The organism is Streptomyces sp. AHU1, assembly GCF_045343905.1.
Classification (GTDB): domain Bacteria; phylum Actinomycetota; class Actinomycetes; order Streptomycetales; family Streptomycetaceae; genus Streptomyces; species Streptomyces triticiradicis.
Genome location: NZ_CP174283.1, coordinates 510,726 through 530,847, shown reverse-complemented (window position 1 = coordinate 530,847; position 20,122 = coordinate 510,726). Strand labels below are relative to the sequence as shown.

General features: G+C 72.3%; 17 protein-coding genes and 1 tRNA gene. 10 read left to right on the top strand and 8 right to left on the bottom strand.

Annotated features, from left to right (window positions below; translation table 11 throughout):
• Positions 1 to 18: 18 nt before the first annotated feature.
• Both ACICHK_RS02450 and ACICHK_RS02445 read right to left on the bottom strand, forming a co-directional pair.
• A complete protein-coding gene (locus ACICHK_RS02450; RefSeq protein ID WP_406835399.1) occupies positions 19 to 624 on the bottom strand; it encodes a dihydrofolate reductase family protein in 606 nt (201 codons plus the stop codon).
• A gap of 306 nt (positions 625 to 930) precedes the next feature.
• The gene (locus ACICHK_RS02445; protein ID WP_406835398.1) at positions 931 to 1,068 is read right to left on the bottom strand and encodes a hypothetical protein; all 138 of its coding nucleotides are present in this window, start codon (positions 1,066 to 1,068) and stop codon (positions 931 to 933) included.
• 852 nt (positions 1,069 to 1,920) lie between these two features.
• Between ACICHK_RS02445 and ACICHK_RS02440 the strand changes: the two genes are divergently transcribed.
• A complete protein-coding gene (locus ACICHK_RS02440) occupies positions 1,921 to 2,856 on the top strand; it encodes a GNAT family N-acetyltransferase (protein ID WP_406841146.1) in 936 nt (311 codons plus the stop codon).
• A gap of 79 nt (positions 2,857 to 2,935) precedes the next feature.
• Here ACICHK_RS02440 and ACICHK_RS02435 read toward each other — a convergent pair whose 3' ends face one another.
• Entirely contained in the window at positions 2,936 to 3,478 is a 543-nt protein-coding gene (locus tag ACICHK_RS02435) for an AAA family ATPase (protein WP_406835396.1), read from the bottom strand.
• A gap of 203 nt (positions 3,479 to 3,681) precedes the next feature.
• Here ACICHK_RS02435 and ACICHK_RS02430 point away from each other — a divergent pair, with 203 nt between their 5' ends.
• A complete protein-coding gene (locus ACICHK_RS02430; protein WP_406835395.1) occupies positions 3,682 to 4,500 on the top strand; it encodes an SAM-dependent methyltransferase in 819 nt (272 codons plus the stop codon).
• Positions 4,501 to 4,735: 235 nt separating this feature from the next.
• Here ACICHK_RS02430 and ACICHK_RS02425 read toward each other — a convergent pair whose 3' ends face one another.
• From ACICHK_RS02425 to ACICHK_RS02415, 3 genes are all read right to left on the bottom strand, one after another.
• A complete protein-coding gene (locus tag ACICHK_RS02425; protein WP_406835394.1) occupies positions 4,736 to 5,716 on the bottom strand; it encodes a teichoic acid biosynthesis protein C in 981 nt (326 codons plus the stop codon).
• 108 nt (positions 5,717 to 5,824) lie between these two features.
• Entirely contained in the window at positions 5,825 to 6,262 is a 438-nt protein-coding gene (locus tag ACICHK_RS02420; protein ID WP_406835393.1) for a glutaredoxin domain-containing protein, read from the bottom strand.
• Between the two features lie 80 nt (positions 6,263 to 6,342).
• Positions 6,343 to 7,266 (bottom strand): zinc-binding alcohol dehydrogenase family protein, encoded by a 924-nt coding sequence (locus ACICHK_RS02415; protein ID WP_406835391.1) that lies wholly within the window; start codon positions 7,264 to 7,266, stop codon positions 6,343 to 6,345.
• A gap of 109 nt (positions 7,267 to 7,375) precedes the next feature.
• On the opposite strand from ACICHK_RS02415, the gene ACICHK_RS02410 reads away from it, so the two are divergent.
• From ACICHK_RS02410 to ACICHK_RS02385, 6 genes are all read left to right on the top strand, one after another.
• Positions 7,376 to 7,819 carry a MarR family winged helix-turn-helix transcriptional regulator gene (locus tag ACICHK_RS02410; protein WP_406835389.1) on the top strand — a complete coding sequence of 148 codons (444 nt, stop codon included), beginning with the start codon at positions 7,376 to 7,378 and terminating at the stop codon, positions 7,817 to 7,819.
• A gap of 391 nt (positions 7,820 to 8,210) precedes the next feature.
• A tRNA-Arg gene (locus ACICHK_RS02405) sits at positions 8,211 to 8,286 on the top strand.
• A gap of 106 nt (positions 8,287 to 8,392) precedes the next feature.
• Complete coding sequence (locus tag ACICHK_RS02400; protein ID WP_151467813.1) at positions 8,393 to 9,526, top strand: gala protein; 1,134 nt, start codon at positions 8,393 to 8,395, stop codon at positions 9,524 to 9,526.
• Positions 9,523 to 11,325 (top strand): ankyrin repeat domain-containing protein, encoded by a 1,803-nt coding sequence (locus ACICHK_RS02395; RefSeq protein ID WP_406835387.1) that lies wholly within the window; start codon positions 9,523 to 9,525, stop codon positions 11,323 to 11,325. Before ACICHK_RS02400 ends, ACICHK_RS02395 begins: the two co-directional genes overlap by 4 nt.
• Before the next feature lie 32 nt (positions 11,326 to 11,357).
• Complete coding sequence (locus ACICHK_RS02390) at positions 11,358 to 12,569, top strand: AAA family ATPase (protein ID WP_406841145.1); 1,212 nt, start codon at positions 11,358 to 11,360, stop codon at positions 12,567 to 12,569.
• A gap of 41 nt (positions 12,570 to 12,610) precedes the next feature.
• A complete protein-coding gene (locus ACICHK_RS02385) occupies positions 12,611 to 13,768 on the top strand; it encodes a DUF2201 family putative metallopeptidase (protein ID WP_406841144.1) in 1,158 nt (385 codons plus the stop codon).
• Positions 13,769 to 13,789: 21 nt separating this feature from the next.
• Here the strand turns inward: ACICHK_RS02385 and ACICHK_RS02380 are convergent, their stop codons facing one another.
• Positions 13,790 to 15,748 (bottom strand): hypothetical protein, encoded by a 1,959-nt coding sequence (locus tag ACICHK_RS02380; RefSeq protein ID WP_406835386.1) that lies wholly within the window; start codon positions 15,746 to 15,748, stop codon positions 13,790 to 13,792.
• Positions 15,749 to 15,876: 128 nt separating this feature from the next.
• Positions 15,877 to 16,638 (bottom strand): DeoR/GlpR family DNA-binding transcription regulator, encoded by a 762-nt coding sequence (locus ACICHK_RS02375; RefSeq protein ID WP_406835385.1) that lies wholly within the window; start codon positions 16,636 to 16,638, stop codon positions 15,877 to 15,879.
• A 90-nt stretch (positions 16,639 to 16,728) separates the two neighbouring features.
• On the opposite strand from ACICHK_RS02375, the gene ACICHK_RS02370 reads away from it, so the two are divergent.
• Positions 16,729 to 17,943: an MFS transporter gene (locus ACICHK_RS02370; RefSeq protein WP_406835383.1), complete on the top strand. Its 1,215-nt coding sequence runs from the start codon at positions 16,729 to 16,731 to the stop codon at positions 17,941 to 17,943.
• 447 nt (positions 17,944 to 18,390) lie between these two features.
• A complete protein-coding gene (locus ACICHK_RS02365; RefSeq protein ID WP_406835382.1) occupies positions 18,391 to 19,242 on the top strand; it encodes an LAETG motif-containing sortase-dependent surface protein in 852 nt (283 codons plus the stop codon).
• Positions 19,243 to 20,122 lie beyond the last annotated feature (880 nt).

Here is a 20,122-nt window from a genome sequence, read left to right as displayed (position 1 = left end):
GGCGCCGGCGGGGCGACGTCATGCGGGGACGCCGAGCGGCGGGTGCTCGAGCACGCTGGGCTTGTACTCGACCAGCTGGATGCGGCCGTCGAAGGTGCGGTGCTCGGTCATCTCGAGGGCAACGTCCGGATAGCCGTCGTAGATGCGTTCTTCGCCCGTGGCCCCGGTGATCACCGGGAACATCACGACCCGGAAGCGGTCGACGAGTCCGGCTCGCAGCAGGGACCGGCACAGGCTGAGGCTGCCGATCGTGCTGAGGAGCCCCGAGCCGCTCGACTTCATGGCGCGGACCGCCTCGACGGCGTCGTCGCGGACGAGCGTGGAGTTGGCCCACGTCAGTGGCTCCTCGAGCGAGGAGGAGAACACCACCTTGGACGCTTGTGTGAGCTCGTCGACGGACGCCTCTTCCTCGGGCCTGAACTCGTCCTGGCCGCTCGGGACCTCGCCTGCGGCGAAGCCCGACATCAGGCGGTAGGTGTTCGCTCCCATCAGGTAGGTGGCCTCGGGCTGCTCGCCGAGCCACGCGAGGTACTCCGGGCCCTCGAGGCCCCAGAACCCGGGCCATCCCTCTCCCGATGCGTAGCCGTCGAGGGAGGTGATGAAGTCGACGAGAAGCTCCGACATGGCGGTGTCCTTTCCTGGGGTGTCACGAGCTTGGACCGGCCGGGAGCCGCAAACTCATCGGCCACGCTGTGGAGCGACGAGAAAACCCATGACGCTGCGGCCGGTGCCGGCCGCGCACCGCCTCTGTCCCGTGCCGATGGCGGGTGCGCGCTTTCCAGCTGCGGTGGTGGGGTCGTGAGGTGCGTGCGGGGGCGTTCATCCGCGTTCGTGGGCGGATGGCTGTCGACGTGGAGATGGCTGGAGTCTCGGCTGAATGGCCGTGAACGGGGACGAACGAGAAGGAGACCGAGACGGCCGGCCACGGTCCTAGAGCCGACCTCGCCACCATGGCACGTCCAGGCTGTCAGCCGGGATGACCTTGGCCCTTGCCAGGATCTTCCCGTCGAGGGCCCGCACCAGGGCCCGCAGCTCGCGCGCGCTCTTCCTCGGCAACGAGTGGAGCACGGCTTCGAGGTGATCACGGAAGCCGGCGCCGTAACACCCGCATTCAGGGATGCGGCAGTCGGGACCTGCGAGGGGGTCTACAAGGTGTCTGAGGGGGCCATGGGCATAAGCCTGCCAGTGCCAGAACGCTTCTTCTGTGGCTTCGGGCCAGAAGCGGGTTCGCTCCAGCCGACGCAGGTCAGCTGTGCACGATCCTGAAAGACGATCGATGAACGGGTACCGTCGCCGCCTCCAGGGGCGGACAGGAAGGTCGCCCCGCAGGGCTGACGGGCGCCTACGCGGCATTGCCCCTTCGGCTGTTGGTCATGGGGGGAAGGTACAGAACCATGCGTCGGACGGCCACCGCGTTTCAGGCGATCGGAGCTCTTGGCTTGGGAAGCCGGGGTTTCTCGGTGGCTGTTGCCGGTCCGACCTGCGGCTGATCGGCCACGCGGCTCGACCGGCCGACGGCCTGGTCTCCGCTGTTCCCCGTGGTTCCCCGCTGTTCCCCGTCCTGTCCGGCACACGTCCGGCGCGGGCGCGCCCTGGTCCGTAGGAATCTCCGCGGCTCAGCGGACCGAGTGCGAGAACCGTGCCCGGGCCGCCATGGACCGCCTCCCGCGCGGCGAGACCCCACCAGGCGGAAAGAGTGATCGAAAAGGGTTCGCGGACGAGGGCTGCGGTTGGATAGACGTAACCGTCGGACCCCCACCACGAGGGCTGAGGGGCCACGACAGCGAGAGGAGGGACAAGCCCATGATCCCCATGATCACCGCGCTTGTGCCCTCCCGGGGCGCGGACCACGTCTGACCTCGGAGGGAACGGGCGCCTTCACCGGAGTGTGCCTCGACCGTGAGAACGAACGACCTGACCATGCGTCCGATCACCGGACACGAAGAGCTCGGCCTCTTCTCCCGACTGCCTTACGTCCTCAACGAGGAACTGGCGGACGACCTCGCCGCCGGCCGCCGACGTCCGGAATGGATGTGGGTCGCCCTCCGTGGTGACCGCCTGCTCGCCAGGGCGGCCTGGTGGAGCCGGTCAGCTGGCGACGCACCACTCGTCCTGGACATCCTCGACCTCGACGACGGCGCCTCGGGCTCCGACCACGTGGACATCGGGGTGCGGCTTCTGCGCGCCGCGATGGCCGCCACCCTCCCGAACGGGTCGCGTCCCCCCGAGTACAGCCGTTTCGTCCCGCCGGACTGGCGTGAGGACGCGGTGACGAGACAAGCCGTCGAAGACCGCATGACGGTACTCGAACGGACCGGTGCCCGGTTCCTCGTCGAACGACTGCGTCTGGAACGGCGTCTGGAACGGCGCCCGGAATCGCCGGTTCCCGAGCCCGACGGGCGCCTAGTCTTCCGGCCGGTCCACGATGGCGAGGAACTCGTGGCTCTGATGTCCTCGGTTCTGGACGGAACCTTGGACGCGCACGGTCGTGACGACCTGACCCGGATGTCGGTACACGAAGCGGCCGTCCGGCACTACGAGGACGAGCTGGCGCGTTACACCAGCCCGCGGGACTGGTGGCGCATCGCGACACTGTCCGACGGAGAGCCGGTGGGATTCGTCGTCCCGGCCCGCAACGACTACAACGCGATCATCGCCTACATCGCGGTCCTGCCCTCGCACCGCGGCAACGGCTACATCGACGACATCCTCGCCGAGGGCACCCGAATCCTCGCCGAGCAGCACGTCCCCCGTATCCGCGCGTCCACGGACCTCGGCAACCTCCCGATGGCGAACGCCTTCCGGCGCGCTGGATACATCAATTTCGAGCGTGAGATCAACATGACCTGGAGCTGATCGAGTACGGGGCGGGGGCTCCGCGGACGGTGTCCCCGCTTCCCGACCGCGGTGACGATGAGACGACAGGCCGGTGCGCTCATTCACCCGGGCGGACGGTCCTGCGGTCGGCGGCCGCGAGGACGGCGTCGGCGACCTCCGCCGCGGGGCGGGTGCCGTCGAGGATCGTCGCGCCGAAGCGTCGGTAGGTGGACTCCATGCCCTCATTGCACCCGAGTGCCGCCGCCAGTTCCTCCGGGTGCTTGCCGAAGGAGTTCGTGGTGCGGGTCAGCAGACGGTCCCGGAGCGTCCGGTCGTCGACCACGATGCAGACCACGCTGTCGAACAGGTCCCACACGTCCACCTCGTTCTCGACAGTGCCGAAGAGGAACGTGGCCTTCTCGTGCGATCCCGCCGCGAGAGCCTCGACACGCGTGCGGTTGATCCTCCACGCGAAGCGGTCGAGCCAGCCGGCCGGCACGGGATCCGGAGGGTCGACGACAACCCGTCCGCTCGTCCGGTCCACCCAGTGGTTGTAGCCCTCCCAGTCGGCATCGACGGCCGACTCCCCTCGGTCCCTCAGCAGATCGCAGACCGTCGACTTGCCGACACCCGAGTTGCCGGTGACCCACACCAGTGGCATGGGCGAAGTGTGGCACATGCGCCGAGAACCGGGAGAGTCACGTGCCCGGCACCCCCGACACGTGACCACCGGTCCGACGAGTGGTGTCCGGTACGTTCTTCGACAACAGAGTGAGGGCCGGGCCGAACACCGAAGCGTGTCCTGCCCGTTGGATGGTCCAAAGTGCTGGGCAGCGGGTTCCTCCGCGGGGGAGGATGGTCGCCATGACGAGCGAAGGCACCTCGATCGACGCCACAAGGCCCAGCATCGCGCGCGTTTACGACTATCTGCTGGGCGGCAAGGACAACTACGCCGTGGACCGGGAGATCGGCGATGTGTTCAAACGCGATCTCCCCGGCTCGGTGGCGATCGCTTTCGCCAACCGCTCGGCTCTGACCCGGGCGGTCGCGGAGATCGTGACGACCACCGGCGTGTCCCAGTTCATCGACCTGGGAAGCGGTCTGCCGACCGCCGACAACGTGCACCAGGTCGCGCAACGGCACGTCCCGGAGTCCCGCGTGGTGTACGTCGACATAGACCCCCAGGTGCTCGTCCACGGACGAGCCCTGCTGGAGGAGAACGACCGGACCCGGGTCATCGAGGCCGATGTCCGTGATCCCGAGGCCGTCTACAGTCACCCCGAAACCCGGGAGATGATCGACTTCGAGCGCCCGGTGGCCGTGATGTTCAGCGCCATCCTCCATCACGTCAATGACGAGGAGGACCCCGCCGGGATCGTGCGCTACTGGCGCGACCGCGTGCCCTCCGGAAGCTACTTCTTCGTCAGCCACTTCCGCTCCGGCAACAACCCGGAGACGGCCGAGGCGGAGAGAGTCCTCCAGCAGACCTTCGGCCGCGGCCGCTGGCGCACCGACGAGCAGATAGCGTCCCTGCTGGACGGTCTGGAGATCCTCGAACCCGGAGTGGTCCCCGCCTCCCTGTGGCGGGCCGAAGCGGTCGGCGAGCTGTGGAACGGCGGCGGCGAAAGGGAACTCACCGTCTGGGAACACCTCATCGCCGCGGGGCTGGCCCGCAAGGTCTGACCGCGGAGGGGCGTCGGCCGGCTTCGTGGCGCGGGCGCTCACTCCGGCGACGACGGTTCAGGCATGGCGATCGAGAAGGGATTCCATCCCTCGACCTTCGCCGGGAATCCCGTCCTTCAGGCCGGGCGGGAAGGTGATTCCGGGCCCGGAGGCGCGAAGTGCCCGAAGAGCCTTTCAGCCCTTGCGCGCGCCCCGGTGCCCGGCCGCCGACGACCGGCAGCCGGGCGGACACGGCTCAGATCAGCGCGTTCTTGTAGAAGATGCTGGAGCGACGGTCGCCCTCCTCGCCGGTGGCGAAGCCGATGAAGAGGCGGGCCTCGCCGGCGTCGGTGCGGTAGATCGCCAGGCCCTCGGGCTCGCGCCACGTGAGCGTGGAGCCGGCCTTGGTGAGGGTGGGGCCCTGCTTCACGGTGCCCGTGTTGATGTCGATGCTGGTGACGTAGGTGTTGCCGTCGCCGACGGGCGTGCCGTCGCCCGGGTAGTGGTCACCCGTCAGGAAGTACATGTACGAGCCGTAGAGGGCGTAGCCCTGCGCGGTGCCGTCGATCGTCGGCTGCTTGAAGTCGACCAGCGGCGACCCGATGTTGCCCGTCTGGAAGTCGGAGAGGGGGTACACGGCGATGCGCTTGCCGGCACTGGTGTGGTAGCGCACGATCATGCGCTGGTAGACCGGGTCGACGGAGCAGGTGTACTCGAGGGCCCCGGAGATCGGCCGGTACGCGGCCGAGGCGGCCGGTGAGCTCAGGGTGGTGCCGGCGGTGTAACGGACGGGGGTGAGCGCGGTGCCGTACCCGGTGTCGGGGTTCCTGGCGCACTCGATCCACAGGTCGGTGCCGGAGCCGCTCGGCACCGCGGCGAAGGCGACGCCGTGTCCGAAGCCGTCGAGGTGCATGTACGAGATGTAGTTCCCGTCGAAGTCCATCTTGTTGATGCACAGGTCACCGTCGGTCTCGGTGCTGCCCGTCCGCTTGGTCGCCACGAACAGGAACTTGTTCTCCCAGTCGAAGGAGAAGCTCTGCTGGACCCGCGCACCGTGCGTGTCCTTGGACCGGAACAGGTCGTAGGAGGGTTCCGTGAGGTCGAACCGCTTGGTGGCGGTCACCGCGGCGGAGGCGGACTGCGCGCCGGCGCCGAGCCCCAGTGCCGCGAGCGTGGCACCGGCGCCCGTGCGTATGAGGCCGCGGCGGGAGAGGGAGAGGTCAGGGGTGTGGTTCATGGGGGGACTCCAGAGGTACATGTGGGGGGCAAAGACACGTGATGGTACCTGTCGCGAAGTCAGGGACCGGGTGACGTGCCCGACTCCGGTGGGCAGTCGGGCGTCCGGTCATGTGGAAGGTGGGAGTTGACCGCGCACCCATTCAGGGTCGGGGTTGGTGTGCGGACGGCCCGCCACGACGACGGTCGGTACGGTCTCGTCGCCACCGTTGGCCTCCCTCACCGCCACCGCTCCGGCCGGGTCGCGCCAGATGTTCACCCAGTGCAACTGGCGGGCGCTGCGGCCCAGTCGGAAGCGCAGCCGCAGGCAGTACGCGCAGCCCGGCCGCCAGTAGACGACCGGCCGGCCGTCGGCCGCGCTGCGGCGGCGTGCTTCCGGCGCGCCGATCGACCTGGGGAAGACCAGAGGGGAGTTCACGGCCGCGAGCAGGGAGAACACCAGCAGGATCGCCGCGGCTTCGCCGGGACTCCCGCCGATGGCCGGCCCGGCCGCGACGACCGAGCCGCAGAGTACGAACAGTGTCGGCAGGGTCCAGGTGCGCGTCATGGTGACGCAGGCTACCGATGCCGCTCCGGAGTCGGGCCGGACCTCCCGCCGCCGCTGCTCCCGAGTCGCTCGTTCCGCTCTCAGGGGACCAGGACGACCTTGCCGAGATTGCGGCGGGACTCGATGATCTCGTGCGCGCGTGGTGCTTCCGCGAGCGGGATCCGGGCGGATGTCCGGGGGCGCAGCGTGCCGTTGCGGTGGAGTTCCCACAACTCGTCGAGCCAGCGCGCGTACACCTCGGGTTCGGTCCGGGCGACGGCCGCCATCTGGAAACCGATGGCCGAGGCGCTCCGGACGAGCAGTTCGTAGGCGTCGACCGTGCCGCCGCCCGAGCTGAAGGCGACCAGCCGGCCGCCGGGGGCCAGGGCGCGCACGGCGGGGCCCAGCAGTTCTCCGCCGACACCGTCGAGGACGATGTCGACCGGATCGCCCCAGGACTCGTCCCCGTACAGCACCACCTCGTCGGCGCCGAGGGCACGGACGAAGTCCGCCTTGTCCGCGCTGCTGACGGCCGCGACCACGCGGGAGGCCCCGCCCGCCTTCGCGTACTGCAGGGCCAGCGTGCCGACGGCGCTGGCCGCGGCGGTGACCAGGACCGCGTCGCCGGGGCCGGGCCGGCCGGCCTCGTAGGCGCCGCGTGCCACCAGGCCGCTCCGGACCAGTGCGACGGTCTCGGTACCGGTCGCCCGTTCGGGAACGGTGGAGGCCATCGCCTCGTGGACGAGGGCCAGTTCGGCGTAGGCGTGGGAGAAACAGAGCCCTGTGACGCGGTCGCCCACCGTGAAACGGGTGACCTCGTCGCCGACGGCGGTGACGGTGCCCGCCACCTCGCCGCCGAGGGAGACGGGCTCGGTGCCCTCGCGCACCTTTCGTACGGTCGGCAGCGTGACGCCGATCGCCTCGGCGCGGATGAGCAGTTCGCGTGGGCCGGGCTCCGGGGCGGGCACCTCCTCGGTGATGAGGACCTCGGGACTTCCGCCGACTTCGTGGCGCACACGACGCATGGACACCTCCGGTGTGCGGCAGGGCTCGTAAACGTTGGGATTCCCAACGGATTCCTAGCCTAGGAGGGGATCGTTGGGAAGTCCAATGAATTCGGGATAGCCTGCTCCCATGACATCCGCCGGGCGCCCGTCCGCCCTGACGCACATCCAGTCCTTGCCGAGTTGGCTGGCCGGCCGGGTGGCGGCGCGAGGCCGGAGCCTGGTCGCCGACGCGATCGCCGGGGAAGGGCTGAAGCTGCCGCATCACGCCGTGCTCGCGACGGTTTCCGAGTACGGCCCGCTCGCCCAGGCGGATGTGGTGCGACGGCTGGGATTCGACGCCAAGGACGTGGTCCTTCTGCTCAACGACCTGGAGGAGGCGGGACTGGCGGTCCGGGAACCCGATCCACGGGACCGGCGCAAGAACGCGGTGACGGTGACGCCGAAGGGCGTGCGGACCCTGGAGCGGTGCGCGGAGTCGGCGGAGCGGGCCAACGCCGTGCTCCTGGCACCGCTCAGCGCGGCGGAGAGCGAACAGCTGGTGGCGTTGCTGACCCGGGTGTACGAGGCGTAGCGCCGTCTGCCGGAGCGTCGAGGAGACCGGCGCGGCGGGACCGGGGCCGTGACCGCGTTCCGTACCACCGGGCGGGGAGAACGGCGGTGCGCCCGCCGTCGGTTCGGCGTCGCCGAAGGCCGGCGGCCCGTGCCGTCACGGATCCCGGTCCCCGGGGACTCCGGCACCACGGGCACCGCCTCGCGCCCGGTGGTCTCGGAGGGGAACGGAACGGCCGGTGAGCGGCCGGCTTCCCGTGCGGACCGGCCCGGAGGCGGGCGCCCGCCGACGGGACGGAAAACGGCGGACCCGCCCGGAGTGCCCCGCGGGTCTCCCCGCCGGGCCGTTCGATCCCGGATGTGCCCAACCGGGTTCGAACACGGGGGCGGAAGCCGCTATGATCCACCGCGGCAAGGCTGTAGCGCAGAGGTCGTCGCGCCCAAGCATCGAGCTGGAGGACGTCGGTTCGAATCCGACCGGTCTTGCCACCTTTGTCGTGGAGGAATGTCGATTGGCGTCGGTTCACCCCGGGCGGGCGGAGGGCGATGCCGCCCTCGCCGCGCCGGGCACCGGCGATGGACCGGTGGAGTGGTGATGACGCAGCCGACGCCCGTACGCTGCCCCGCGATCGAGCACCCCGACATCCCGATCAGCGAACCCGCCGCTCTGGAGCCGTTGCTGGCCCGGCTGCGGTCCGCCCGGCCGGTCGAGGCCGACGAGACCTTCCCGCTCGGCACCGTACGCGCGGACGGACGCGTCGACCTGTGCAAGCAGGGACTCGGAGCGGGCGGCGCCGCCCGGCTGATGCCCGTGGCCGCGGCCTCCCCGCACGCCGCTCACGTCCTGCTCGGCACCAACGCCATCGGTGACGAAGGAGCCCGCACGGTCGCCGACGCGCTCGCCGGGGACCACGGCCTGCGCACGCTCTACCTCGGCTGCAACCGCATCGGCCGCGAGGGCGTCACCGCGCTCGCCGACGCGCTGACGACGGATGCGACGGTCCACGCCCTGTGGCTCAAGCGCAACCCGGTGGGCGACCACGGCGCCCGCGCGCTCGCCGCGACGCTCCGCCGCAACACCACGCTGCGCACCCTCGACCTGGTCAACACCGGTCTGACCACCGACGGTCTGCGAGCCCTGCGCGACACCCTCGTCGACCGGCCCGCCCCGGTGGAACGCCTCTTCCTCGGCGGCAACGGCCTGACCGCCGAAGCGGCCCCGCTCCTGGCCGAGTTGATCCGTGACGCGGGCGTGCGCGAGCTGTACCTCCCCGCCAACCACCTCGGGGACGAGGGCGCCGCGATCCTCGCCGGAGCCGTCGACCCCGGACGCCCCGTGCGCCTCGGCCTGGGCGGAAACGGCATCGGCCCCGCCGGCGCCCGGGCCCTCGCCGACTCCCTCGACGGCATCGAGGCACTCGACCTGGGCCGGCCGCTGTCGGCGCGCAGCCTCGGCGCACCCGCCAACACCACCGGCGACGAAGGCGTCCACGCGCTGGCCGCCGCCCTGCCCGGCAGCCCGCTGCGCCGGCTGGAGCTGTGCCACACCGGCCTGACCGGCCGCGGCGCGAAGACACTGCTGGCCGCGGTGCCCGAGGGCTCGCCCCTGGAATACGTCGGTCTGGGGCCCGGTCTGCCCCGCAAGGTGAAGCGGTCCTTCACCCAGCGCCTGCGGCCCGTCGGCAGGGCGCACCCCGACCTGCGCGCGATAGGGAGTGTCTACCGTTGAGCTCTCGTGGCGAACTCCGCTGCTTCCCCCCGGACGAGGTGTCGAGCCGGCGTCGGATCCGCCGGTACGCGGTGCCCCGCTGGATGATCGAACGCGCGACCGCGTCCCGGCTGGCCGGTGACTGGCGGGGGGCCTGCGCGGCGGCGAACGTCGACGTCGACTTCGACCTGTCCGAGGTCACCGCCCGCTGCGGCGACGACGTCGCCACGGCCCTGGAGGACGACCTCCGTCACTTCGTCCCCGACCTGCTGCGCTGGCACCTGCCGCGCTCGCTCGGCGGGCAGACCACGCTCGCCACGGACCGGACGGTCGTCCTCGCGCGCTACCGCCCGAAGACGGCCGACGAGGACCGTCTGACCACGTGCTACCTGCACGTCACCACGCCCGCGATGATCGCCGGACCGCAGCGGGTCGCCCTGCGGTTCGGCACGGTCAAGGACGAGCGGGCCGCGGGGGTCTTCGGGCCGGACACGGAGGACTGGCGGTCCGCGCGGTACCTGTGGGACGCGCGGCACACCGCCGAGCTGCTCGAACGCTGCGGCGGCGGTACGGACCGGCCGCCGTTCTTCCACGCCGACGGCACCCCGCGCGGTGCGGACGAACTGCCCACGGCCGATCCCGGCACGGGCGACCCGGTGGCGCGGGCCGAGTGGGCCACGCTGCTGCACCAGAGGGGCGAGACACCGGCCGCCCTCGCCGCCGCCGGTATCGAGGCGGACCTGACGCGCTCGCAGAACCGGGGCTGGCACAGGGTGAGCCTGGAGGAGCTCCTGAGCGGGAGCGCGCTCGCCCACACCCGTCTGGAGCCGGAGATCCGCCGGCAGGTCGCCGAGGGCGTCGGCGACCGCTTCGTCATCGCCGCGCACTGGCGGACCTACATCCTGCTGGAGCCCGCGGACAGGGGCGGACTGCTGGTACGGGCCGTCGACCGGGACGAGGTCAAGGGCGAGCCCGTACTCGCCGAGGCCCTGTGGCGCAGACTTCCCGACCTCGACCTGATGCGTGTCGGGGGAGTCGCGGCGGAACACCTGCACCCCCTCGTCCGCGAGGCGCTGTTCCCCGCCCTCCCCGCCCCGGCGGGCCCGGCCGGCCCCCCGGGACCGACGCCTCCCGGACCGGTGCGGGTCAGGTGCCGCGGGGAATGGCACGAGGTGGCCTTCCGCCCCGGCGACCTGCTGCGCATGCCGCACAGCGACGAGGAACAGCAGCGCGAACGCGCCCTGCGCGCCTTCGGCGGTGCCGTCGCCGGATGCTTCGCCGTACAGCAGACCTTGACGTCCGGAAACGGCCGTCTGCCGAAGGCGCTGCGGGCGCAGCGCAACGAACTGTTCCTGCGCGCCCAGCACGGCGACACCCCCGGAGTGCTGGAACTCCTCGACGCCGGTGTCGACCCCCGTGTACGGGACGCCAATGGCCGTACCCTGCTGCACGTACTGAACCTCCTCGACCACGAGACGATCCTGCCGCGACTGCTGGCGGAGGGGCTGGACCTCGAGGCCCGCGACCAGCGGGATCGCACACCGCTGTTCGTCGCGGCCAACGACCTGGGTTCGAAGGCGCTGGTGGAGGCACTCGTCGCCGCCGGGGCACGGCTCGACGTGGTCGACCAGTCCGAACTGTCGCTCGCCCAGATCGTCCGCCGCTACAAGCGGCCCGACCTGGCCTTCCTCCAGAAGCGCGTCCAGGCGGAGCACCCCGGCGTCGGAGCCGAGTGGTGGGACGAATGGATGGACGAGCAAGCGGAGTACTACGCCGAGGAGTCCGACGCCGAGGACGAGCCCGACGAGCTCGACGACTAGGAAGAGCAGCCCTCTTGAGCACCGACGGCACCGTGTCCACCGCGCCCGCGGCGTCCACCGCGAACGCCGCGCCCGCCGGCCCGCTGGCGGCCGCGGACGACCTCAACCGCAGGCTGCGCACGCACCGCACCGAACCCGCCGCGAACCCGCAACTGGAGGCGCTGGCGCTCGCCGTGACGGCCAATCAGCCCGTCCTGCTGTGGGGGGAACCGGGCATCGGCAAGTCGGCCGCCCTGGAGCAGCTCGCCGCCGGGCTCGGCCTGCCGCTGGAGACGGTCATCGCCAGCGTGCACGAACCCTCCGACTTCGCCGGACTGCCCATCGTCGGTGACGACCCGGCCACGACCGGCGTCCCGATGGCCCCGCCCGACTGGGCGGTCCGCCTCGCGCGGGCCGGACAGGGGCTGCTCTTCTTCGACGAACTCTCCTCCGCGCCGCCCGCCGTGCAGGCGGCCCTGCTGCGCGTGGTGCTCGAACGACGGGTGGGCAGTCTGGTCCTGCCGGAGGCGGTACGGATCGTCGCCGCCGCCAATCCGCCCTCCAGCGCGGCCGACGGCTGGCACCTCAGCCCGCCGCTCGCCAACCGGTTCGTCCACCTCGAATGGACCCACGACTCCCGGACCGTCGCCCGCGGCATGGCCGGCACGTGGCCGGAGGTGGCCGTGCCCGTCGTCGGCGCCGCCAAGGTGCCCGGCGCGGTCGCCCGTGCCCGCGGCGCGATCTCCGGCTTCCTCACCGCCCGGCCCGGCCTGGTCCACCACATTCCCGGCGACGCCGAGAGCAGGGGCCGGTCCTGGCCGTCCCCCCGGACCTGGGAGATGGCGCTCAGGCTGCTCGCCACCGGCTACGCGGCCGGTGTCGGCCGCGAGGCGCTGGCCGCCGCGCTCACCGGTGCCCTCGGTGACGGCGCGGGCCTGGAGCTGCTGTCCTACCTCGAACACCTCGACCTCCCCGACCCCGACCGTGTCCTCGCCGACCCGGACGCCTTCGCGCTGCCCGACCGTGGGGACCGGCAACTGGCGTTCCTCATCGCGGTGGTCGCCGCCATCCAGAGCGACCTCACCCGGCCCCGCTGGGAGGCGGGCTGGGCGGTCCTGGCGAAGGCCGTGGACGCGGGCGTACCCGACGTGGCCGCCCGGGCCGCCACCGACCTCGCGTCGATGCGGCAGCTCGACTGGCCCGTACCGCCGGGCATCGACGGGTTCCTGGACCTGCTCCAGATGTCCGGGGCGCTGGGCCGGTGAGGCCCGCGGGGAAGACGGACGGTTCCCGCCCCGCCCTGGACATGACCAAACTGCTCGCCGCCCGCTACCGCGCGGCGAGCGACCGGCCGTACCTGGCGGCCGCGCTCTACTCCCTGACCGTCGTCCCGAGCACCGACGTGCCGACGATGGGCGTGGACCGGTACTGGCGCTGCTACGTGTCTCCCGCCTTCGTCGACGCGACGCCGGTGCCCGAGCTCGCGGGCGTGTGGGTGCACGAGGCGGCACACCTGCTGCGCGACCACCACGGCCGCGCGGACCGGCTGCCCGCCGCGGCCCAGCGCGACTGGCACCGCGTCAACGTCGCCCAGGACTGCGAGATCAACGACGATCTGCTCGCCGACGGCCTGCGCCTGCCCGAAGGCCGCATGGAACCCCGTCTCTTCGGCCTCCCCGAAGGCGGGTTCTTCGAGGCGTACCTCGACCTGCTGCCGCCCCACGTGCGGACACCGGACTGCGGATCGGGCGCCCACGGCCACCCCGCGCCCTGGGAACTCTCCGACTCCGGCGGCCCCGCACGGCTCGGCGACGTCGAGGCGCAGGCCCTGCGGCGGCAGACCGCCGAGGCGATGCGCGCCCACCTGCGCGGCCGTGGCACCCTGCCCGGGGGCTGGCAGCGCTGGGCCGAGGAGGTCCTGGAACCCACGGTGGACTGGCGGCAGGCGCTGTCCGGCGCGGTCCGGGAGGCCGCCGCATGGGCGGGCGGAGCCGTCGACTACACCTACCGCCGCCCCTCGCGCCGCACCCCCGCGCTGCGCGGCGTCGTCCTGCCCAGCCTGCGCCGGCCGCTGCCGCGGGTGGCCGTCGTCATCGACACCTCCGGCTCCATGGGCGACGCCGAACTGGCCGCGGCCCTCGGGGAGGTGACGGGCGTCCTGCGCGAGGTGGGCATCCGGGGCAACCGCGTGACCGTGCTCGCCTGCGACGCCGACGTCCACGCCGTGTCCCGGGTGACGGCCACCGAGCAGATCACCCTGGGAGGCGGTGGCGGCACGGACATGCGCGTCGGCATCGAGGCGGCGCTCGCGGCGCCGGAGCGCCCGAACATCGTCGTGGTCCTCACCGACGGGCTCACCCCCTGGCCCGCCGAGAACCTGTCCTGCCGCGTCATCGCGGCCCTGATCGGCTCCACCGCACCGCAGCCCCCGGGCTGGGTGGAGACGGTACGCATTCCCACCTGACGCGCGGCCCGGTGCGCTCGGTCAGGCGCGTTCCAGGTCCGCGAGGGCCTGCTCGATCAGCGCGCGCAGTTCCTGGTCCTGGAGGATCATCGGGTAGCCCCCTTCCGCGCTCAGACGGCGGTCCGACCGCCGGACGGTCAGCAGCGCGGCCCGGATCGCCGGACTGACCCCGCCCAGCCGGACGAGGGCGCGGAGCGCGTCACGGAAGAAGCCGAAGTCGTCGCCGCCGTCGGCGATCGGCACGATGAACTCCTCCAGGACCCGCAGGCTCGGTTCGGCCCGGCCCGTGATCGACCAGAGCGTGATCGCGGCGGTGAGACGTGTCCAGTGCGCACCGTTCTCCATGACGGACCGGACCCGGTCCGCGTAGGGGGCGGCGTCGAGGCCGAAGCGGGCCAGGACGTCGATCGGTCCGTGTCCGGGCCCCTGCATCGTCATGACCGCGTCGCCGACGAGCCGCAGTGCCGCGGCACGGTCCTCGCCGATGCACGCGGCGGTCCAGTCCACGAACGAGTGGTTGCCGGGATCGTGCAGCACCCGGCAGGCGCGCAGGGCCGGTTCGGCCGACGCCGCGGCCGGCCCCAGGGCTCGCAGTACGCGCATCGCGTCGAACGAGGTCCGGGTGTCGGCGAGCAGCGGCAGGAGATCGGGCAGGGCCGGCAACGCGACCTCGCCCCATGCCTCCAGCACCTCGAGGAACGCGCGGGTCGCACCACCTCGGGTCCCGCCCTGCCGGAGCACCTCGCGCATCTCGGGCAGCAGCACGTCCGCGTGCGCCGACAGCGGGATCAGCACGTCCTTGACGTCCGGCCGTCTCGGATCGCCGACGATGTACGAGCGGCCCTGTTCCTCCTTCTGCGCGCGGAGCTGCTCGACCAGGCCCGGCAGGGCGCGCGGGTCACCGATCCGGGCCAGCGCCCAACGGGCGATCTCGCAGATCCTTCCGTCGAGGCACTCGTCGCCCTCCTCGTCGTCGACCAGTTCGGCGAGCCGGTCCGCGTAGGGGGCCGCCGCCGGGCCCAGTACCGCGAGCATGTGTACGGCCCGCAGTCGTACGGCGCTGTCCGGACTGGTCAGCAGAGCGCCGGCCGGCGCCGGCAAGGCCGCTTCCACCGAACGCCGTCGGGTGAGGAGCTGCCATGCCAGGTCCAGTGCCTCCCGGCACAGCGCGGTGTCCCCGGTGCGGTCCGCCGTCTCGAACAGCCGCAGGGTGAAGCGGAGTTCGGCATCGGGATCGTGCTCGAGCGTCCACGCCGTCGACCGGACCACCTCCTCGCGGGTCCAGGGACTGTCGACCGCCGGGGTGTACCAGACCTCCTCGAACCGTGGTCGCAGCGCGGGGTCGGAGAGCACGTCGATCAGCCGGGCCGTCTCCCGGACCGGGAGGTCCCGGTCGAGTTCCGCCGAGGCGTGAACGGCCGCGATCCACAGCAGCGGATCGTCCCCGGCGAGCAGCTCCGCCAGCACCGCCCGTACGTCGGCGGCGCCCTCGGTCGGGCCTGCCCCGGTCTCCCGCGCCGCGGCCTCGCCGAGTGCGTGCAGGAGCGGGATCCGCACCGCCGGGTCCGTCTCCGCCCGCCATCGCTCCAGCAGCCCCGCGATCCCGTCCGCCAGGGGAATCGCCGCCTGCCGCACGGCCGGCTCGGGGTCCGCGAGCAGAGCCCGCGCTCCCGTCCAGTCCTCGTCCTCCAGGGCCGGTGCCCGCATGTCCGCCAGCAACTCGACGAGGGGGACCCGCGCGCCCATGGCCGGATCGGCGGCGAGCGCGATGACGAACGGCAGGGCGACCGCCGCCGCGGACGGCGTCTCACCCCCCTCTCCCGTCACGAGGCAGTACAGGGGCCAGCACTCCTTCTCCGTCGCCCGCGCACCCGCGCGGGCGAGCCGGCGCAGGGCCCGCGGCACGCTCTTGACCGGTTCGCCCGGATCCCCCGTCTCGAGTCCGTCCCACACCACGGCGTCCAGCGCTTCCAGCGACATTCCCGTCATCGTCGTCCCACCCGTATGGCGTCGTCCCGTTCATCACCGGCCGCCATGTTCCAGGAATCCGGCCGCCCTGTCGCTCGAGAATCCGCTGCGTACGGGCGGGGGCCCGCGCGGCGGGATGGTCAGACGGTCTTGACGACGGTGCCGGCGTTCTCGAGCGCGGTCACCTCGTCGGGGGGCGCGGTGGTGTCGGTGACGAGGGTGTGCAGGAGCGTGGAGGGGCCGACGTGGGCGAAGGCGGTGTGGCCGAGTTTGCTGCCGTCCGTGGCCAGGAGGACGCGGCGTGACGAGGTGATCCCCGCCCTCTTCACCGCGGCGTCGTCGAGGTCGTAGGCGGTCAGGCCGTCGGCCGCGCTCAGCCCGCAGCAGCCGATGACGGCGGTGTCGAAGCGCAGGGCCGCCAGGGAGGCGAGGGTGAGGGGGCCGCCGAGGGCCCCCTCCGCGGCGCGGGGCTGTCCGCCGGGCACCACCAGGGTGGCCGGACCGGGTGTCTCGCCGAGCAGGTGGATGGCCTGCAGGGACAGTGGCATCACGGTGACGGGGCGCTCACGCAGCAGGCGGGCGACCTCCAGGCAGGTGGTGCCGCTGTCCAGCAGGACGCTCTCGCCGTCGGCGATCATCGCGCAGACCTCGGCGGCGATCCGGCGCTTGGCGTCGACCGACTCGTTGGTGCGCAGCGCGAACGGAGGCTCCTCGCCCCTGAGCAGCAGGGTGCGGGCCCCGCCCCGGACGCGTTCGAGGACGCCCTGGGAGGCGAGGGTGTCGAGGTCGCGCCGGATGGTCATCTCCGAGGCGCCGGTCAGCTCCGCGAGCTCCTGGACCGTGGCGGCGCCGGAGTCCCTGACGGCCTTCGCGATCAGCCCGTGCCGGTCTGCGTTGCTCATACCGGGATTGAACACCACCACACAATGAACATGCAACGCGTTCGATATTCAGTCTTTTAAACATTAATTTTGTTCGTTACGGTGAGTGGCATGGAACGATCGCTTCGAGCCGCCCGCGTGGCGACCTATGTCTACTTCGTGCTGTGCGGCACCCTGATGGGCGCCTGGGTGGTGCACATCCCCGCCGTGGAGGAGCGCGTGGGCGTCAGCCACGCGACGCTGGGCGGCCTGCTGGTCCTGCTCGGGCTCGGGGCCTTCGCGGGGATGCAGGTGGCCGGCCCCCTGACCGACCGCTTCGGCGCCCGCGTCGTGGTTCCCGCCGGCGGCGTGCTGTGCGGTGCGGCCCTGATCCTGCCCGCTCTCGCCCGGGACCCGTGGACGCTGGCGGGGGCGCTGCTGGTCTTCGGGTTCTGCAACGGCTGCCTGGACGTGGGCATGAACGCCCACGCCGTGCACGTGGAGAAGGCTTACGGACGGCCCGTCATGTCGGGCTTCCACGCCACGTTCTCCGTCGGCGGTGTCCTCGCCGCGCTCGTCGCGGCCGGGGCCGCGAGCGCCGGGCTGACCCCGGTCGCGAGCATGGCGGCCATGGGTGCCGCGGGCGTCGTCGTCGCCCTGGCGGCGGTCGGTGCCCTGTTGCCGACCGCCCCCACCGCCGAGAGCACCGGCTCCGATTCCCCGGGGGAGACCGGGACGGCACCGGCCGTCACGTCCGGTGGTGCCGGGAGACGCATCTGGCTGCTCGCCGTCCTGGCGCTGATGGTCATGCTGTGCGAGGGCGCCGCCAACGACTGGAGTGCCCTGCACATGAAGGACGTCCTCGGCGCACCCGCCGGCACCGCCGCCTTCGCCTACGGCACCTTCGCCGCGGCCATGACCACCGGCCGGCTGCTCGCCGACCGCCTCGCCGCCCGGTTCGGCTCCATGGCGATCCTGCGCCACGGGGCGGTGACGGCCGCCGTCGGCATCACGTTCGTGGCCCTCGGCCCGTGGATGTGGGCCGCGTTCACCGGCTGGGCGCTGTTCGGCCTGGGTCTGTCCGGCACCGTCCCGCAACTGTTCAGCGCGGCCGGTCACGCCGACCCCGCGGCCGCGGGCGCCAACGTCTCCCGCGTCGCCGGGCTCGGCTATGTCGGCATGCTCGCCGGCCCCGCCGTCATCGGCTGGCTGACGCACCTCGTCGCCCTCGACCGAGCCTTCGTCCTGCTGACCCTGCTGTGCGCGGTCACCGCCGCGGCCGCCGGGATCCTGCGCACCGGATCCGACCGCGCACCCCGTGGCGAGATGGCGCCCGCCGGCCGCTGACCGTCCGTGCGGCACGGACCGCGACACCGTGCCGCACCGGCCTCCCTCCTCCGGCCGACAGTGCTGGGGGAGGGGAGACCACCGTCGGCGGGCAGGCCGGCGTCATCGACGAGGGCAGGGGCACCGCCCTGTCGGTCCACGAGGAGAAGCCGCCCGTCGAGGCGGCGGTCGTGCTCAACCCGTGCAGAATTGACGGGAGTTGTGAAAGGCGACGACAATGTCGCTCACTTCGCCGTGTCTGAAGAGGGCGAAGTGGCGCGAGTGACACGGGCGACCATGTCTTCGTCGGCCATGTCCTCATGGCACCCGTCCGTGTCGGCCGCTCGCGCTTTGCCACCTCCCACACCTTGACCTTCACAGAGGCTCATTTTGTCGCGTTCGCAACAAACAAGAATTCTCGCCGCCCTCGCGGCGACGGCCTTCGCCGGTGCAGTGACCCCCCTCGTCGTGGCGGGGTCCGCAAGCGCCGCGACGTCCGGCGACTGCCAGTCCGCCACGGTCCAGTACCGCATCGTCGACGCCGACGGAAAGCCCGTGGACGGGGACTGGTCCTCCCAGGGCGGGTTCCGCCAGTGGAACGCCGTTCCCGGAACGGTGGAGGTCCGGCTCGCTCCGGGCCAGAGCGTCGGCGAGGGCTGCAAGTACCCGGTCTCCCTCGCCGAGTACACCACCGAGGGGCCGAACTGGTTCGTCTCCGGTCACCAGAGCCTGGTCGACAAGGCCACCGTCTACCTCACCGCCGCGGACGTCCCGGAATCGGACGACGCGAAGCTGACCTGGCAGAAGCTGGCGGTGCGGACGCCCGACTGCTACGGCCAGATCGACCTGTACGGCGACGACGTCTCGTACGACGGGAAGACCGGGGAGGGTCACGGCCCCCTTCCCTACGAGCCCGACAACATCGCCACCCCCTACCACCTGATAGCCGCCTGGAACGGTGGCGAGAAGCCGTGCGCCCCCGCGACGCCGGACTCGCCCGCGACTTCGGACGCGCCCACGCCGTCGCAGTCCGCCCCCGCCACGCCCTCGACCCCGGCGGCCGACCAGCCGCCCGCCGACGCGTCGACGTCGCCCGCCCCCACGCCCAAGTCGTCCGGCACCCCCACCACGACACCGGACGTGCCCCCGCTGACGTCGACGCCGTCCGCCACCCCGACGCCGTCGCCCAGCGACAGCAAGCCGCCGTTGGCCGAGACCGGCGCGAGCGGCTCGCTCGGCCCGATCGCGGGGGGTGCGGCCCTGGTGATCGTCGCCGGAGCCGGTGCGGTCGTCATGTCCCGCCGTACGCGTCGCTCCTGACGCGGACACAGGGGATCACCCCTGCGCCCTAGCGCGCTCCACCGGCTCCGCCCGTAGGACATCGACGCCCACCGCGTCGGCCTACGGGCGGAGCCTTTTGGCGTGCGAAGACGTCCGACGGGTCCTGCCCGCGTGTGCCGACGAGCGGCGAGCGGCCGTGACGGACGTCCGCGAGGCGTTCGCCGCACCCGTCGCCTCCGCCCTCGCGGGCGTCCGGCGGCCGGCGTCGAAGGTGCTGACATCAGCCGCAGGTCCGCCCGACCGCGGCCCGCCACTCCGGAATCCGGTCCGGCCCGCACCGCGGGCCGGGCAGTTCAGGCCATCTCGCCGACCGCTCGGATCCGGGAATCCGGGGACCGGTCCGAGAATCCTTTCTCCGGGCTCCGTCCCAGGTCGTCCGGTCGGCCCGAGGGGCTTTCCCGATGCCGGGCGGGCCGCTCGGATTGTCCGGATCGCGGCGCCGCACCCGCCCGGTTGTCGGTGGCGTGGCCGAAGGTTCCCTTCCACGGCCCCATCACGCCCCACCGAGGAGACCGGTGCTCTCGACGCCCTCACGCAATCCCCCGCTCGGGTCATGCCTTCGCCGCTGTCCCCTGGCCGAGTGAATCGAACGGCCGGAAGCGCCGACGGCACTTGCCCACCGCGTCGCATTTCGAACCTGCGCTCGACCCGTCGCCCGCCCCGCCCCGTATCGGCCCTGTGATCAGCAGCGTTGTCCGGGTGTTCCATCCGATCCCCGCCGAGGAGAAATCCGTGAATCCCGTACGTTCCCTTCCCGCCGCCCACCCCTCGTTCGAAAATCCTCCCGCTCTGCCCGTCAGGCCCACGGCGCCCCGGCGCCCGGCGGACGCGCGCCGCGCCCCGTTCGCATCCGCGTCAC